A 16,887-nucleotide genomic window follows, 5' to 3' on the forward strand; every position below is an offset into this window, starting at 1 on the left:
CGGACGGTGTCGGGTCCTGCACATAGAATGACCTCGACATTCTGCCGAGGGAAGGACCCCATCCACCGTGTCTGTCGAGTCCACTCCTCAGGTCGACGCCCTCCCCACCCCTCCGGTCGACACCGTCTCCGCTGCGGCCGGGTCGCCCGACGTCGCTCAGCCGTGGGCGGAGTTGGGTCTGAAGGAGGACGAGTACGCCCGCATCCGGGAGATCCTCGGCCGCCGTCCGACGGACGCCGAGTTGGCGATGTACTCGGTGATGTGGAGCGAGCACTGCTCGTACAAGTCGTCGAAGGTGCACCTCAAGTACTTCGGCGAGACGACGACGGACGAGATGCGGTCGGGAATGCTCGCCGGAATCGGTGAGAACGCGGGCGTGGTCGACGTCGGCGACGGGTGGGCTGTCACCTTCAAGGTGGAGAGCCACAACCATCCGTCGTACATCGAGCCGTACCAGGGTGCGGCCACCGGCGTCGGCGGCATCGTGCGCGACATCATGGCCATGGGTGCTCGTCCGATCGCGGTGATGGATCAGTTGCGTTTCGGTGCGGCTGATGCTCCGGACACGCGCCGGGTGCTCGAGGGCATCGTGCGCGGCGTCGGCGGTTACGGAAACTCACTCGGCCTCCCGAACGTGGGCGGCGAGACGGTGTTCGACGCGTCCTACGCCGGCAACCCGTTGCTCAACGCGCTGTGCGCCGGAGTGATGCGTACCGAGGATCTGCACCTGGCGTTCGCGTCGGGCTCGGGCAACAAGATCATCCTGTTCGGTGCCCGTACGGGCCTCGACGGGATCGGCGGCGTGTCGGTGCTGGCGTCCGAGACGTTCGACGAGAAGCAGGGCCGACGCAAGCTACCCGCGGTGCAGGTGGGCGACCCGTTCACCGAGAAGGTGCTCATCGAGTGCTGCCTCGAGCTCTACCAGCAGAAGCTCGTGGTCGGTATCCAGGACCTCGGCGGTGCCGGATTGTCCTGTGCCACCTCCGAGCTCGCTTCGGCGGGTGATGGCGGTATGCACATCGCCCTGGATCGGGTTCCGCTGCGTGCGACCGGGATGACGCCGGCGGAGGTGCTGTCCAGCGAGTCGCAGGAACGCATGTGCGCCGTGGTGGCACCGGAGAACGTCGACGCCTTCATGGCGGTGTGCGCCAAGTGGGACGTGCTGGCGACCGACATCGGCGAGGTCACGGACGGTGAGCATCTCGAGATCACCTGGCACGGCGAGGTCGTCGTCGACGTGCCGCCCAAGACGGTGGCCCACGACGGTCCCGTCTACGAGCGTCCCGTGCAGCGGCCCGCGAGCCAGGATGCCCTGGTGGCGAACACCACCGAGGGTCTGCCCCGTCCGACCACAGGCGTGGAACTGCGCGAGACCCTGCTGCAGATGATCTCCTCCCCCCAGCTCTGCAGTCGGCGGCTCATCACCGAGCAGTACGACCGGTACGTCCGCGGCAACACCGTGCTCGCCGAGCACGCCGATGCCGGTGTGGTGCGCATCGACGAGAAGACCGGCCGCGGAATCGCTCTCGCGACCGATGCGTCCGGCCGGTACACCGCGCTGGATCCGTACCGCGGTGCGCAGCTGGCTCTGGCCGAGGCGTTCCGCAACGTCGCGACGACGGGCGCCACGCCGAAGGCCGTCACCAACTGCCTGAACTTCGGGTCGCCCGAGGATCCGGGTGTCATGTGGCAGTTCCAGCAGGCGGTACGCGGCCTGGCGGACGGCTGTGTGCAACTGGGCATTCCGGTCACCGGCGGAAACGTCAGTTTCTACAACCAGACCGGGTCGACGCCGATCCTGCCGACCCCGGTGGTGGGTGTGCTGGGTGTCCTCGACGACGTCCACCGCCGCATCCCCACGGGCATCGGCCTGGAGCCGGGCGAGACCCTGATCCTGTTGGGTGACACGCACGACGAATTGGACGGCTCGATCTGGGCCCAGGTCGTCCACGACCATCTCGGTGGTGTTCCGCCGCAGGTGGATCTGGCTCGCGAGCAGTTGCTGGCCGACATCCTCACGGCGTCGAGCCGCGACGGTCTGGTCACCGCGGCGCACGACCTCTCCGAGGGCGGGCTCGCGCAGACCGTCGTCGAGGTCGCGCTCGCCGGCGAGACCGGGTGCCGCATTCTGCCGCCCGAAGGAACAGATCCTTTCGTCACCTTGTTCTCGGAATCGTCCGGGCGGGTACTCGTTGCTGTCCCTCGGACCGAGGAGACCAGGTTCACGGGGATGTGCAGCGCGAGGGGGATGCCATGGACGCGTATCGGGGTGGCCGACGAAGGGTCGGACGAGGTGGAGTTCCAGGGACTGTTCAGTGTCCCGTTGACCGAACTCCGCGAGGCGTACGAGGGGACGCTCCCGGCGCTCTTCGGCTGACCGACCTTCCCGGCACCGGCACCGGCACCGGCACCGGCACCGTCCGATGACCGACACCGATACTCGGTCGTCGGACGAACTGCAGCGCCCCCACAGTTTCGAGGAACTGCCGGCGTACGTCCTGAGCTCGGCGACCCGCACGGTGCGCAAGCACCCCGCGTGGATCTGGGCGTGGGGTCTGCTGCGGCTCGACGTCACCGGCATCGCGTTCGGCGCCCTGTTCTTCTGCTGGTCGCTGACGCCGTCACTGCTGCCACGCGGCTGGCTGTTCCAGGGCATCGTCAGCGGCATCACCGCGGCCATCGGGTACGGGGTGGGCGTCGCTGTCGGCTGGATTCTCCTGCGCACGGTGCTTCGTCAGCAGCCGTGGTGGCCGCTGCCGATCCGCGTGGAGCGCGCACTCCTGGTCGCTGTCCCGGTGATCGCGACCGTCGCCGGAGCGGTCATGCTCTACGCCTCTGCGGACTGGCAGCGTCAGCTCGCCGCGCTCATGGGCGCCGAGGGGCTCACGTCCACGGGGTTCATCCGCACCGGCATCATCAGTTTCGCGGTGTGCGCCGCGCTCATCGGCCTGTGGCGGGTCATCCGGGACATCCGCCGCTTCGTCGTGCGCTCGATCCTGCGTCTGATCCGACTCCCGCAGTGGGTGGCCAACCTCGTGGGGTTCCTCCTCGTCGTGACGGTGCTCGTCACACTGGTGCAGGGTGTGCTGTTGCGCGGCACCATGACCGTCGCCAACTCGGTCTTCAGCACTCAGAACAGCAACACGCGTGAGGGTGCCGAACAGCCGACGGTGCCCGAGCGTTCCGGTGGTACCGGCTCGCTCGTCGGCTGGGACACACTGGGATTCGAGGGCAGGAACTTCGTCTCGGGTGGATTGTCGGCCGACGAGATGACCCGAGCGACCGGCCGCACGGGCATGGAGGCGATCCGCGCGTACGTGGGACTCGAGAGCGCGGAGACGGACGAGGAGCGCATGAATCTCCTGGTACGCGAACTCGATCGAACCGATGCGTTCTCCCGCAAGGCCATCGTCGTCATCCCGACCACGGGAACCGGGTGGGTCAATCCCACCGCAGCTCGGGCCGTGGAACTGATGTACGACGGGGACGTCGCGCTCGTGGCGTCCCAGTACTCGTACCTTCCGAGTTGGATCTCTTTCCTCGCCGATCGCGAGAAGGCGGCGGCCGCGGGGAAGTTGCTCATCGACACCGTGCACCAGCGATGGGAGCAGGAGCCCGAGGCGACCAGGCCCAAGTTCTACGTCTACGGCGAGAGTCTCGGAACCCAGGCCGGCGAAGGCGCGTTCGCGGACATCGCCGACATCCGGGACACCGTCGACGGAGTGCTGTGGGTGGGCCCGCCGAACTCCAATCGCATCTGGGACACCTACGTCAGCCGACGCGATCCGGGAACCACCGAGGTGGAACCCGTCTACGCCGGCGGACTGCTGATGCGGTTCGCCGACAGCACCCGGGACGTCGAGGCGCTGAGCGGGGACTGGCCCTACCCGCGCGTGCTGTACATCCAGCACCCGTCCGACCCCATCGTGTGGTGGACGCCGGATCTGATCTTCCAGCGTCCGGATTGGCTCGCCGAGCCGCCCGGGTACGACCGACTGCCCAGCATGCGGTGGTTCCCGTTCGTCACCTTCTGGCAGGTGAGTGCCGACCTCACGAACGCGGCCGGCGTGCCGGACGGGCACGGCCACAACTACGGGACGACGGTGCTCGACGGCTTCGCCGCTGTGGCCGCCCCCGACGGGTGGACGCAGGCCGACACCGAACGCATCCGCGTCGTCATGAACGAGTACGCCGACGCCGACGGTCCCGAGAAGTGACCGGACTGGCCCGATGGGTGCTGTTCGACATCCCCATCGGGACAGTGCTACCCGAGGAATTCCTGTTCCGCGGCGTCGTCGACACCGTGGCCACCGCCGTGGTGGGTCCCCGTGCCGCACTGGTGGTCGGCTCCACGGCATTCGGGGTCTGGCACTGGTACGACTCGGGCAGGTCGGTGCCCGTCGTCCTGTTCACCGGGGCGGCCGGCGCACTGTTCGTCGAGTCGAAGCGGCGAACCGGCACCATTCTGACGCCCATGGCACTGCACTGGGCCGCCAACTCGGTCGGTGCGATCGCATCGACGTGGTGGCGCTCTACTCGAGGTGACAGACCGCCTCGAGGTTGAGGCCGTCGGGGTCGTACACGAAGCCGCCGAAGTAGTTCTCGTGGTACTCGGGGCAGACGCGCGGAGACAGCTTGTCCCGTGCGCCCGCCGCAAGGGCCGCGGCGTAAAACGCCCGGACGACGTCACGGGTGGGTGCCGAGAACGCCACGTGCAGTGCGGGATCGACGGTGCTTCCCTGGACGAGCCAGAAGAACGGCTTGCGGCCACTGCCGAATCCGACCATGCGGACGTAGTCGTCGTCCGGCCCGCCGGTGAAGTCGAGCAGCTTCTCGATACCCAGTACCGCGAGGGCCGGCACATAGATCGCGAGTGAGCGGTCGACATCCGTGACCGTCACGTTGAGGTGGTCGATGGTCGATCCTTGATAGAGATTCGGTGTCATGGAGACAGTGAAGCGTCCATCGCGGACAGCGGCAGTCCTCGTTGATCAGACCGTGCCTCAGCATCCGCAAGTCTCACGAATCGACGGGATCCCGTCGATCAGAGCGACCTGTGGACGGTGAGGCACGGCTCGGGGCACACCGCGCTCGGTGAGACACTGAACGGCGTGGCACCCTCGAAACCCGTCGACCCGGCCGAGCTCCGGAGCGCACTGCAGACCGTGTCTCCGTGGCTCGACGACCCCGACCTCCCGAAGCCGCCGCGCGCCGATCTCGCCGCCGCGGTGCGGCTCAGTGCGCGCACCATCGAGCAGACGGCGCCGGGCTCGAGTGTCGAGGTGCGCGTGCCGCCGTTCGTCGCGGTGCAGTGCATCGTCGGGCCGCGTCACACCCGAGGGACGCCGCCGAACGTCGTCGAATGTGACCCGCGGACATGGCTGTTGATGGTGACGGGGCGCGTGGCGTTCGAGGACGCCGTCCGTGGTGCGGGCGTCACGGCCTCGGGTGGCCGCGCCGGCGAGGTGGCGCATTGGCTCCCACTCGTCCGGATCTGACCCTCACCGCCAGGGCTGTACCGGCGGCTTCACCCACAGAATCTTCTCGTCGGCGTGTGCCCGGCGGACCGCGTCGTGATCCGGGTGATCGAGCGCCCACTCCGCCTTCTCGCGCAACAGCGTCGACACCACCGTCCACGTCTCGTCGGAACTGGGTGGATTGATGTCCGCGGCCCGCGCCACCTTGCGTCGGACGTCCGCAGCCATCGCCGCGAGGTCGTCCGCAGAGATGTCGCGATCCCACAGGTACCGAGCGAGAGCGACGGCCTTGTCGCGGCGGGACTTCTCGGCCGCGTCGGAGTGGCTGTAGAAGTTCTTCTCGGCCACTACCAGCCCCAACTCCCGGCGATGCCCTTGAACGGTCCGACGACGTCGCGGGTGATCCACCCCGCGTAGAAGCCGCCCTCCTGCGGGCGTGCCACCTCGCCGTCGAGCTCGCACGTCAGGGACACGGGAGAGAAGGAGAGCGCGCCGGCGATCGGTGCGAAGGACGGGGTGGGGTTCTCGTAGCTCCACCCGCCGGCCTCGAGCACGGCGCCGTCGTCGCCCACGATGTCCCAGTAGGTGGCGGATCCCTTCCATTCGCACATCGTCGATCGCGCACTCGAGCGCCGCAGTCGGCTCTCGTCGACGTCGGCCCGCGGGATGTACCAGGTGGGCGGATGGCTGGTCTCCAGGACGCGGTGGGCCGCGTGACTGTCGGCGACGATCACGTCGCCGAAGCGCACCACGAGATGCTTCGTGGACGCCTCGAGGGCCGGCGGACGCGGGTAGTCCCACACCGATTCCTGCCCCTCGCCGGGCTGTTCGGGGGTGACGCCGTACGGAAGTCTGCTGACCATGTCTCCATCATGGCACCGCGCCGCGAGTCGTGGATCACAGCTCACCGCGGTATCGGTGCCTGCCGACGGCTTGTTGATCGCGGGGTTGCCCGTAGACTCCCCGAGTGTGCGTGCAGCGTGGCCTGCACCCCACCCCTCCCGGCTTCTAGGAGAGCGCGTCGTGACTCGTGACCCCTCGGTCCACAGCCCGAATCTGCTCGATGACACATCCGGTCCGGAACTGGACATCAACGAGAACGAGCCGCGGGAGGAATGCGGCGTCTTCGGTGTGTGGGCCCCCGGCGAGGACGTCGCGAAGATGACGTACTACGGCCTCTACGCGCTGCAGCACCGCGGTCAGGAGGCCGCCGGCATCGCCGTGGCCGACGGGTCCCAGGTGCTGGTGTTCAAGGACCTCGGTCTGGTGAGCCAGGTGTTCGACGAGCAGACTCTCGGCGCCATGAGCGGCCACATCGCCATCGGGCACTGCCGGTACTCCACCACCGGATCGACGACGTGGGAGAACGCGCAGCCCATCTTCCGCACCACCGCGGCCGGCAGCGGCATCGCCCTGGGCCACAACGGCAACCTCGTGAACACGGCCGAGTTGTCGGAGCGGGCGCGCGACGCCGGCATCATGGGCCGCCCGCGCGGGACCGGTGCCACCTCCGACTCGGACATCGTGGGCGCACTGCTGGCGCACGGCGCCGCGGACAGCACCATCGAGCAGGCGGCCATGGAACTGCTGCCGACGCTGAAGGGTGCCTTCTGCCTCACGTTCATGGACGAGCACACCCTCTACGCGGCGCGTGACCCCCACGGTGTGCGTCCGTTGTCCCTGGGCCGTCTCGACCGCGGCTGGGTCGTGGCCTCGGAGACCGCCGCCCTCGACATCGTCGGCGCCTCGTTCGTCCGCGACATCGAGCCGGGCGAGCTGCTCGCCATCGACGCGGACGGTGTGCGATCCTCCCGCTTCGCCGCGCCCGAGCCCAAGGGCTGCATCTTCGAGTACGTCTATCTCGCGCGCCCCGACAGCGTCATCGGTGGCCGGTCGGTCCACTCGACCCGCGTCGAGATCGGCCGCCGCCTGGCCGAGGAGCACCCCGCCGAGGGCGATCTGGTGATCCCTGTCCCGGAATCGGGAACGCCCGCCGCCGTCGGCTACGCGCAGGGTTCCGGCATCCCGTACGGCCAGGGCCTGATGAAGAACGCGTACGTCGGACGCACGTTCATCCAGCCGTCGCAGACCATCCGTCAGCTCGGCATCCGGCTGAAGCTCAACCCTCTCCGCGAGGTCATCCGGGGCAAGCGCCTCATCGTGGTGGACGACTCGATCGTCCGCGGCAACACCCAGCGGGCCCTGGTACGCATGCTGCGCGAGGCGGGCGCGCTCGAGATCCACGTGCGCATCGCGTCGCCGCCGGTCCGCTGGCCGTGCTTCTACGGCATCGACTTCGCCTCGCCCGCGGAACTGATCGCCAACGGCATGGACTCCGAGGACGGCATGCTCGAGGGTGTGCGGCAGGCCATCGGCGCCGATTCGCTGGGCTACATCTCGATCGAGGGCATGATCGCCGCCTCGGAGCAGCCCGCGACGCGGCTGTGCTCCGCCTGCTTCGACGGCAAGTACCCCATCGAGCTCCCCAAGGAGACCGCCATGGGCAAGAACGTCCTCGAGGGCATGTTGGCGACCGCAGCGGGCATCGCGATGCCCGCTGCCGTCGACAACGTGAGCGCTCTCTCGCGCCCCTGACACCCAGATGCTGATCCGGCTCGCGATCGCCGAGGCGATCGCGACGGGAACGATCCGGGTGCAGTACCGGCGCTGGGCGAAGCGGCGCGTCAAGGCGGGTACGTGGATCCACACGCCGGCCGGTGTCGTCGTCGTGGACTCGATCTCCGAGTGCGACCCCGAGTCGCTCACGGACGACGATGCCCGCGCGGCGGGGGAGCCCTCGATCTCGGCCTTGCGCAAGGGGTTTCGGGGCGCCGACGGTGATCCCGTCTGGCGGGTCGAGGTGTCGTTCGGTGGCGGGGAGGCCGGAGGCCGGCCGGATCGGGGCGAGGACCCGCGAGTGGGGCTGCGTGCGGACGACGATCTGTCCGACGACGACGTCGCCATGGTGACCACGAAGCTCGATCGCATGGACGAGCGTGCCGACGCGCCGTGGGCCTGGCGCACCCTCGAGCTGATCCGGGAGCGCCCGGCGGTGCTGGCGGCGGACCTCGGCGCCGTGCTGGGACTCGAACGCGACGTGTTCAAGCCGCGCGTGCGTCGGCTGAAGGCGCTGGGTCTGACCGAGAGTCTGAAGGTGGGATATCGGCTGTCTCCGCGAGGCGAAAAGCTGTTGGACATCAGGCGGTCGGACAGGTAAGTACCGGTCATGTTAAAAATTTCGTGTGGTTCGACACATGAACGACATGCGCACTCGGTAACGTGCCGTTCACCGAACCACCGGAACGACCCGGCCGGACGGGACGCGACGCGCGCTTCCGACACCGCGGGCCCAGACTCACGAAGGACATCCACACCATGAGCGTGCCCTCCCGAGGACGCACGGCGCGGCGCACCGCAGCCGTGTCCATCCTGTCCGTCGCGGCTCTCACCGCGGCAGCGTGCGGCTCCGGCCGCACCGACGACGGCGGCGGCGCAGGCGGTGAGGGCGGCGGCGAGGCGCTCGTCGTCGGCACCACCGACCAGGTCTACTCGCTCGATCCTGCCGCCTCGTACGACAACGGCTCGTTCACGATCATGAACCAGGTCTATCCGTTCCTGATGAACTACGCCCCCGGCAGCGACGAACTGCAGCCCGACGCCGCCGAGAGCTGCGAGTTCAGTCAGCCGACGGTCTACACCTGCACGCTGAAGGACGACCTGACGTTCGCCAACGGCCACGCGCTGACCAGCGAGGACGTCAAGTTCTCGTTCGATCGCATCGTGTCCATCAACGATCCCAACGGCCCGTCCTCGCTGCTGGCCAACCTGGACTCGGTGGCCGCGCCGGACGACAAGACCGTCGAGTTCACGCTGAAGGCCGCGAACGACCAGACCTTCCCCCAGGTGCTCGCCACCAACACCGGGCCCATCATCGACTCCGAGGTCTTCCCGGCCGACTCGATCATGGACGACAACGCGGTCGTGGCGGCCAAGCCCTTCGCCGGCCCCTACTCGATCGACAGCTACGAGAAGAACTCCCTCGTCAGCTTCTCCGCCGCGGCGGACTACAAGGGCGTGCTGGGCGAGCCCAAGACCGGATCGGTCACCCTGCGCACCTACACCAGCGCGGACAACCTCAAGCTCGACATGCAGAACAAGTCCATCGACGTCGCGTGGCGTTCGCTGACCCCGACCGACATCGAGTCGCTCGACCAGGTGGACGGCCTCACCGTCCACGAGGGCCCCGGCGGCGAGCTCCGCTACATCGTCTTCAACCAGAACACGATGCCCGGCGGCACACCCGAGCAGAAGCTCGCGATCCGCAAGGCCATGGCCGCCTCGGTGGACCGTGACGCACTGTCGGAGAACGTCTACAAGGGCACGTTCACGCCGGCGTGGTCCGTGGTGCCCAGTGGCCTCGAAGGCGCGAACACCGCGTTCAAGGACGTCTACGGCGAGGCCCCGAACAAGGACGAGGCAGCGAAGTTCCTGTCCGACGCCGGTGTGCAGACCCCGGTCGCGGTCAATCTGCAGTACAACCCCGATCACTACGGTTCCTCGTCGTCGGAGGAGTACGCGGCGGTCAAGGCGCAGCTCGAGAGCTCGGGCCTGTTCACGGTGAACCTGCAGTCCACCGAGTGGAACACCTACAACAAGGAACGCGTCGCGGACACGTACCCCGTCTACCAGCTCGGCTGGTTCCCGGACTTCCCGGATGCGGACAACTACCTGACGCCGTTCTTCGCACCGGACAACTTCCTGCAGAACCACTTCGAGAACCCCGAGATCACTGCGCTGATCGACTCCGAGCGGACCGAGACCGACCCGGCTCGCCGCTCCGAGATCATCGGTGAGATCCAGACGCGGATGGCGCAGGACTTCGTGTCCACGCTGCCGCTCCTCGAGGGCAAGCAGATCGCGATCTCGACGGACGAGGTCCAGGGTGTCGACGAGACTCTCGACGCCTCGTTCAAGTTCCGCTTCACCCCGCTCACGAAGGGCTGATCCATGGTCACCACCACGCCCGACGAGGCGTCGGTGGGGAAGCAGTCACGGGCGAGCGCGTCGTCACGCTACGGCGCGCTCGCCCGTTATCTCGTGATCCGGTTCCTGCTGATCATTCCCACGGCATGGATCCTGGTCACGGTCGTCTTCTTCCTCATGCGCGTTCTCGGCGATCCCATCAGTGCTGCCCTCGGTGGACGACTGCCCGCCGACCAGATCGCCGAACGACGCGCCGCGGCCGGTTACGACCGGCCGATCCTGGTGCAGTACTGGGAGTACCTGTCCGGTCTGCTGCGGGGAGACTTCGGTCGCTCCGCGACCAGCAACCAGGAGATCAGCGGTGTGCTGATCACCAACGGCGCGGCGACGCTGGAACTCGCGTTCTGGGCGTTGCTCGTCGCGTTCGCCGTCGGCATCCCCCTCGGCTTCTACGCCGCGACCCGCCGCGACTCGATCTCCGACGGCACTCTGCGCATCCTGGCGATCCTGTTCTACGCGGCGCCGGTGTTCTTCGTCGGCATGCTGCTCAAGCTGGTCTTCGCCGTGAAGCTCGGGTGGCTGCCGGTGGCGGGCCGGGCGAGCACCAACGTCGAACTGGCACTGCAGAACGTGTCACCGAAGACCAACATCCTGCTGATCGACTCGATTCTCTACGGGGAGCCGAGCTACACCGTCGACGTGCTGAAGCACGCCGTGCTCCCCGCGGTCGCGCTCGGACTTCTCACCGCCGGCGTGTTCCTGCGCCTGGTGCGGGTGAACCTTCTGCAGACCCTGCAGTCCGGCTACGTGGAAGCTGCGCGCGCACGGGGACTCTCGGCGCGCGTCGTCGCCCGGCGGCACGCCTTCCGCAACGCGCTCATCCCGGTCGTCACCGTGATGGGGCTGCAGATCGCCATGCTGCTGGGCGGCGCGGTGCTCACCGAGACGACGTTCGAGTGGCAGGGACTGGGCTATCAGCTCGCTCGCTACCTGCAGGCGCGCGACTTCATCGCCGTCCAGGGCATCGTCACGTTCCTGGCCATCGTCGTCGCGGTCGTCAGCTTCCTCACCGACGCCATCGTGGCGATCGTCGATCCACGAGTGAGGTTCTGATGAGTATCGAGGTGAGCGTCGGCTCGATCGAGGCGCCGAAGCGACGTCGGGGTGTGCCCGGCCTGTCGATCATCCGCTCGAGTGCCGGACTGCAGAAGGCCACCATCGTCATCGGGCTCGTGCTGGTGGTGCTGTTCGTGATCATGGCGGTCTTCGCTCCGCTCATCGCGCCGTACACCTTCTCCCAGACGTCCGCCGACGGCATGGAGTTCGCGCGCCAGGCGGCGCCGAGTGCGGACCACATCTTCGGGACGTCGGTGCGCGGAGAGGACGTGTTCTCCCGCGTCGTCTACGGCGCACGGACCGCCCTGCTCGTCATCGTCACGTCGCTGGTGCTGTCGATCGTGGTGGGCGTTCCCCTCGGATTGCTCTCCGGCTACGTCGGCCGGTGGGTGGACCGGGTGTTGGTCCTCTTCATGGACGCGATGTACGCGTTCCCGAGTCTGCTTCTCGCCGTGGTGGTCTCGATCGTCGTGGCCGGAGGCCAGTCCAGCAGTTTCGGTGGTGTCCTCTCGGCCGCGATCGCCATCACCGCCGTCTTCGTGCCGCAGTACTTCCGCGTGGTGCGCAACGCGACGGTCTCGGTGAAGACCGAGCCCTACGTGGACGCGGCGCGGGTCACCGGCGCCGGCCCGGTGCGGATCATGTTCCGCCACATCCTCGCCAACGTCACGCAGACACTGCCGGTGATCCTCACGCTCAACGGCGCCGAGGCCATCCTGACTCTGGCGGGTCTCGGCTTCCTCGGGTTCGGCATCGAGCCGACGTCCGCGTCCGAGTGGGGATACGACCTCAACAAGGCGCTGCCGGACATCTCCAACGGCATCTGGTGGACGTCGATCTTCCCCGGCACGGCCATCGTCCTGGTCGTGCTCGGTATGACCATGGTGGGCGAATCCGTCAGCGAGACACTCAATCCCGTTCTGAGAACCAGACGCAAGCAGAAAGATCCCTCATGACGGCCTCAGCGTCCACCCCGCAGGCGGCTCTGACCCTCGAGGCACTGTCGGTCAGCTTCGCCACCGACGCGGGGCCCGTCGACGCCGTCAAGGGAGTGAGTTTCGAGGTCTTCCCGGGCGAGGTCCTGGCCGTCGTCGGCGAATCGGGCTCCGGGAAGTCGGTCAGCGTCCGCTCCGCCATCGGGCTGCTCCCGGACACCGCCCGCGTACGCGGAACCGTCACCGTGGGGTCCCGCGAGGTGACGTCGCTGTCGGACAAGCAGTGGGCCGATCTGCGCGGCAACGCCGTGGCGATGGTGTTCCAGGAACCCGGCAGCGCCCTCGACCCGCTGTTCACCGTCGGTTTCCAGATCGTCGAGGCCCTGCGAGCTCACGCCGGACCGGACGGGAAGGTGCTGGACAAGAAGTCCGCCCGCGTCCGGGCGATCGAGTTGCTCACCATGGTGGGTCTGCCCGACCCGGAGCGGCGATTCGGCTACTTCCCGCACGAGTTGTCCGGTGGCCAGAAGCAGCGTGTGATGATCGCGATCGCCATCTCGTGCGAGGCGAAGGTGATCATCGCGGACGAGCCGACGACGGCACTCGACGTGACCGTGCAGGCCGAGATCCTCGACCTGCTGCGCGACCTCAAGGACCGTCTGGGTTGCGCGATCGTGCTGATCACGCACAGCATGGGCGTGGTGGCGGACATCGCCGATCGGGTCGTCGTCATGAAGGACGGCGAGGTGGTCGAGGAGGCACTCGTCCACGATCTCTTCGCTGCGCCGAAGGCCGACTACACGAAGACGTTGCTGGCGGCGGTCCCGACGCTCGATCCCGTGGTCACCGATCGCACCGTCTCGGACGAGGTGGTGCTGTCGGTGCGCGATCTCGTCGTGCAGTTCCCCGGCGGCATCGGTCAGCCCGTCTTCCGGGCCGTCGACTCGGTGACCTTCGATCTGCACCGCGGCGAGACCCTCGGTCTGGTGGGGGAGTCCGGTTCGGGCAAGTCCACCATCGGCCGTTGCGTGGCCGCACTGCAGAAGCCGACGTCCGGCTCGGTGGACGTCCTCGGTCAGGACGTGGGCAGGCTGCGGGGGTCCGCGCTGAAGAGTCTGCGCAAGCGTTTCGGATTCGTGTTCCAGGATCCGTCCACGTCGCTCAACCCCCGACTGACCGTCGGCCAGTGCATCGCCGAGCCGATGATCGTGCACAAGGCCGGGTCGAAGGCGGACATCGCGCGCACGGTCGTGGAGTGGCTCGATGCGGTCCAGCTCCCGAAGGGCACGGAGAAGCGGTACCCGCACGAGCTGTCGGGGGGTCAGCGTCAGCGGGCATCGCTGGCGCGGGCACTCGTCCTGAAGCCGGATCTGCTGGTCGCCGACGAACCGACCAGCGCGCTGGACGTCTCGGTGCAGGCCGCGGTTCTCGACCTCTTCGAGGAACTGCAGACCGAACTGCACTTCGCGTGCCTGTTCATCAGTCACGATCTCGCCGTGGTCGACCGCCTCGCGCATCGGGTGGCGGTGCTGCGGGGCGGCGCCGTCGTCGAGCTCGGGACGCCCGGACGGATCCTCCGGGATCCGGCGGAGGAGTACACCAAGCGCCTGATCGCGGCCATTCCCAGGCCCGAGGTGACACGAGACCGGAAGGACCGATAGGCCTCCGGTACCGTTAGGGCCGCATCCGACCCTCCCGGGTACTCACACACAGATCAGGCTGGAGCAGTACACCCATGACCGATGACACCCACCAGCCCGGCGCAGGAGCCTCGTACGCAGCGGCAGGAGTGGACATCGAAGCCGGTGATCGTGCCGTCGAGCTGTTCGCGCCCCTCGCCAAGCGGGCGTCGCGACCGGAGGTCATGGGCGGTCTCGGTGGGTTCGCCGGCCTGTTCGCGCTGAAGGGCGGATACCGCGAGCCGCTGCTCGCCGCGTCCACCGACGGTGTGGGCACCAAGATCGCGGTCGCGCAGGCTCTGGACAAGCACGACACGGTGGGACTCGACCTGGTCGCGATGGTCGTGGACGACCTCGTCGTCTGCGGCGCCGAGCCGTTGTTCCTGCAGGACTACATCGCGGTGGGGCGCGTGGTGCCCGAGCACGTCGCGCAGTTGGTCAAGGGCATCGCCGACGGCTGCATCCTGGCCGGATGCGCACTGCTGGGCGGCGAGACCGCCGAGCACCCCGGCATGATGGCGGACGGCGAGTACGACCTGTCCGCGACGGGTGTCGGCGTCGTCGAGGCCGACCAGGTACTGGGCCCGGACCGGGTGCGTCCCGGCGACGTGGTCCTCGCGATGGGGTCCTCGGGACTGCACTCCAACGGCTACTCCCTCGCTCGCAAGGTTCTGCTCGACATCAGCCGCATGTCGCTCACCGGTCATGTCGAGGAGTTCGGCCGCACGCTCGGTGAGGAGATGCTCGAACCCACCCGCATCTACGCCAAGGACTGCCTCGCCCTCGCGGCGGAGACGGACGTGCGGACGTTCTGCCACGTCACCGGTGGTGGCCTGGCTGCCAACCTCGCTCGCGTCATGCCGAAGGGCCTCGTCGCCGAGCTCGATCGCGGAACGTGGAGCCCGGCTCCGATCTTCGCGATGATCGCGCAGCGCGGACGCGTGGAGCGCGAGGAGATGGACCGCACGTTCAACATGGGCGTCGGCATGGTCGCGATCGTGGCACCCGAGGACGTCGACCGCGCCCTCGCCGTGCTCACTGCTCGCCACATCGACTGCTGGACGCTGGGGACGGTCAAGAAGTCCGCCGACAGCGGAACCGACGAGCGCGCCGTGCTGACGGGTAATCACCCGCGTTTCTAGGTTCTCGTTTGTCGCAGGACTGGTCGGGCACCCGACCGGCATGACGACGTACGACGGATTCGACACCCTCCCGATCGCCGGTCAGTGGCGAGTGGGCCGAGACGGCCGCACCGCCGACGACGTGAACCCGTACTCGGGCGACGTCCTGACCACCCTCCCGCTGGCCGATGCGGCCGACGTCGACGCAGCGTTCACGGCGGCGAGCATCGCGCAGCGGGACTGGGAGTCCACGCTCCCGACCGAGCGTGCGGACGTGTTCCACCGCGCAGCGCGCATCATGGAGGAGCGCAAGGACGAGATCGTGGACTGGCTCGTCGCGGAGGTCGGCGCCATCCGCCCCCGCGCCGAGTGGGAATGGCTGGCCGTCCGCGCGGTGATGCTCGAATCGGCGAGCTACCCCACTCGATCGGCCGGGCGCATCCTCCCTGCCGCCCTGATCGACGGCAAGGAGAACCGCGTGTACCGGCGGCCCCTCGGCGTGGTCACGGTGATCAGTCCGTGGAACTTCCCGATGCAACTGTCCGCCCGCTCGGTGGCGCCCGCGCTGGCGCTCGGCAACGCAGTGGTGCTGAAGCCCGCGAGCGACACCCCCGTCACCGGCGGACTCCTGCTGGCCAGAATCGTCGAGGATGCCGGGTTGCCCGCCGGCCTGCTGTCCGTCGTCGTCGGCAAGAGCAGCGAGATCGGTGACGCCGTGACCTCGCATCCCCTCACACGGCTCGTGTCGTTCACGGGTTCGACGCCCGTGGGGTCGGGCATCGCGGCGTCGGCGCCGCTCACCAGAATGTCCCTCGAACTCGGGGGCAACGGGCCTCTGGTCGTGCTGGAGGACGCGGACGTCGAGGCAGCCGTGAACGCGGCGGTCTTCGGGTCGTTCTTCCACCAGGGTCAGGTGTGTATGGCGACCAACCGGGTGATCGCGGTCGATGCGGTGCACGACGAGGTGGTGGACCGGCTCACCGAGCGGGTCCGGTCACTGCGCACCGGCGACCCCGCCGATCCCGACACACAGATCGGCCCGATCATCAACGACGCGCAGGTGGAGTCGATTCTCGACCGGATCTCTCGCGCGGAGTCGGACGGCGCGGAAGTCCGCGTGCGCGGGGAGCGTTCGGGACCGGCCGGGCGGGTGCTGGGCCCACACCTCGTGCTGGGGACGAACGGCGTCGCGACCGCCGCCGAGGAGGTGTTCGGACCCGTCGCCACGGTGATCCGGGCAGACGGGGAGGACGACGCCGTCCGGATCGCGAACGACACCGAGTACGGGCTCTCCAGCGCGGTGTTCTCGCGAGACGTCGGGCGTGCGGTCCGGGTGGCGACGAGACTCGAGGCCGGAATGACACACGTGAACGACACCACGATCAACGACGAGCCCAACACCGCGTTCGGCGGCGAGAAGAACTCGGGCATCGGTCGTTTCGGCGGCGAGTGGGCCATCGACGAGTTCACCACCGACCACTGGATCAGCGTCCAGCACACGCCGCGACAGTATGCGATCTGACCTCGCGTGAAGAACCTCGCACACACGACCGTGCGGGGCGTCCCTGAGACGGAA

Annotated in this window: 15 protein-coding genes; 12 read left to right on the plus strand and 3 right to left on the minus strand. The window is 68.2% G+C overall.

Annotation, left to right across the window (positions count from 1 at the left end):
* Positions 1–67: 67 nt before the first annotated feature.
* From purL to ASG69_RS22000, 3 genes are read left to right on the plus strand one after another with little or no spacing between them, the layout of a single operon-like run.
* Positions 68–2,377: a phosphoribosylformylglycinamidine synthase subunit PurL gene (purL, locus tag ASG69_RS00895; protein ID WP_056446708.1), complete on the plus strand. Its 2,310-nt coding sequence runs from the start codon at positions 68–70 to the stop codon at positions 2,375–2,377.
* Between the two features lie 46 nt (positions 2,378–2,423).
* Entirely contained in the window at positions 2,424–4,217 is a 1,794-nt protein-coding gene (locus tag ASG69_RS00900) for an alpha/beta hydrolase (protein WP_056446711.1), read from the plus strand.
* A complete protein-coding gene (locus ASG69_RS22000; protein ID WP_051612986.1) occupies positions 4,214–4,564 on the plus strand; it encodes a CPBP family intramembrane glutamic endopeptidase in 351 nt (116 codons plus the stop codon). Before ASG69_RS00900 ends, ASG69_RS22000 begins: the two co-directional genes overlap by 4 nt.
* On the opposite strand, the gene ASG69_RS00910 is transcribed toward ASG69_RS22000, so the two are convergent.
* On the minus strand, positions 4,533–4,946 hold the full coding sequence (locus ASG69_RS00910; protein WP_056446712.1) for a VOC family protein: 414 nt from the start codon (positions 4,944–4,946) through the stop codon (positions 4,533–4,535). The genes ASG69_RS22000 and ASG69_RS00910 overlap by 32 nt on opposite strands.
* 165 nt (positions 4,947–5,111) lie before the next feature.
* Here ASG69_RS00910 and ASG69_RS00915 point away from each other — a divergent pair, with 165 nt between their 5' ends.
* Positions 5,112–5,498, plus strand: a complete 387-nt coding sequence (locus tag ASG69_RS00915; protein WP_027504295.1) for a sterol carrier family protein — start codon at positions 5,112–5,114, stop codon at positions 5,496–5,498.
* A 3-nt stretch (positions 5,499–5,501) separates the two neighbouring features.
* Here ASG69_RS00915 and ASG69_RS00920 read toward each other — a convergent pair whose 3' ends face one another.
* Positions 5,502–5,825, minus strand: coding sequence for a hypothetical protein (locus ASG69_RS00920; RefSeq protein ID WP_056446715.1), 324 nt, complete (start codon positions 5,823–5,825; stop codon positions 5,502–5,504).
* Positions 5,825–6,340, minus strand: coding sequence for a DUF427 domain-containing protein (locus ASG69_RS00925; RefSeq protein WP_056446720.1), 516 nt, complete (start codon positions 6,338–6,340; stop codon positions 5,825–5,827). Before ASG69_RS00925 ends, ASG69_RS00920 begins: the two co-directional genes overlap by 1 nt.
* A gap of 160 nt (positions 6,341–6,500) precedes the next feature.
* Here ASG69_RS00925 and purF point away from each other — a divergent pair, with 160 nt between their 5' ends.
* The 8 genes from purF (at position 6,501) to ASG69_RS00965 (ending at position 16,833) form a co-directional block, all read left to right on the plus strand.
* Positions 6,501–8,072 (plus strand): amidophosphoribosyltransferase, encoded by a 1,572-nt coding sequence (purF, locus tag ASG69_RS00930; protein WP_056446723.1) that lies wholly within the window; start codon positions 6,501–6,503, stop codon positions 8,070–8,072.
* A gap of 7 nt (positions 8,073–8,079) precedes the next feature.
* Complete coding sequence (locus ASG69_RS00935; RefSeq protein WP_056446724.1) at positions 8,080–8,694, plus strand: ASCH domain-containing protein; 615 nt, start codon at positions 8,080–8,082, stop codon at positions 8,692–8,694.
* A gap of 158 nt (positions 8,695–8,852) precedes the next feature.
* On the plus strand, positions 8,853–10,481 hold the full coding sequence (locus ASG69_RS00940) for an ABC transporter substrate-binding protein (RefSeq protein WP_056447497.1): 1,629 nt from the start codon (positions 8,853–8,855) through the stop codon (positions 10,479–10,481).
* Between the two features lie 3 nt (positions 10,482–10,484).
* Positions 10,485–11,573, plus strand: a complete 1,089-nt coding sequence (locus ASG69_RS00945) for an ABC transporter permease (protein WP_081821062.1) — start codon at positions 10,485–10,487, stop codon at positions 11,571–11,573.
* Positions 11,573–12,532 (plus strand): ABC transporter permease, encoded by a 960-nt coding sequence (locus ASG69_RS00950; RefSeq protein WP_056446726.1) that lies wholly within the window; start codon positions 11,573–11,575, stop codon positions 12,530–12,532. The genes ASG69_RS00945 and ASG69_RS00950 overlap by 1 nt, the downstream gene beginning before the upstream one ends.
* The gene (locus tag ASG69_RS00955) at positions 12,529–14,172 is read left to right on the plus strand and encodes an ABC transporter ATP-binding protein (RefSeq protein WP_056446729.1); all 1,644 of its coding nucleotides are present in this window, start codon (positions 12,529–12,531) and stop codon (positions 14,170–14,172) included. The genes ASG69_RS00950 and ASG69_RS00955 overlap by 4 nt, the downstream gene beginning before the upstream one ends.
* A gap of 74 nt (positions 14,173–14,246) precedes the next feature.
* Positions 14,247–15,332 (plus strand): phosphoribosylformylglycinamidine cyclo-ligase, encoded by a 1,086-nt coding sequence (gene purM / locus ASG69_RS00960; protein WP_027504286.1) that lies wholly within the window; start codon positions 14,247–14,249, stop codon positions 15,330–15,332.
* A 40-nt stretch (positions 15,333–15,372) separates the two neighbouring features.
* Positions 15,373–16,833, plus strand: coding sequence for an aldehyde dehydrogenase family protein (locus tag ASG69_RS00965; RefSeq protein WP_056446731.1), 1,461 nt, complete (start codon positions 15,373–15,375; stop codon positions 16,831–16,833).
* The last annotated feature ends 54 nt before the right edge of the window (positions 16,834–16,887 follow it).

The organism is Rhodococcus sp. Leaf225 (genome assembly GCF_001426145.1).
In the GTDB taxonomy this organism is placed as follows: Bacteria; Actinomycetota; Actinomycetes; order Mycobacteriales; family Mycobacteriaceae; genus Rhodococcoides.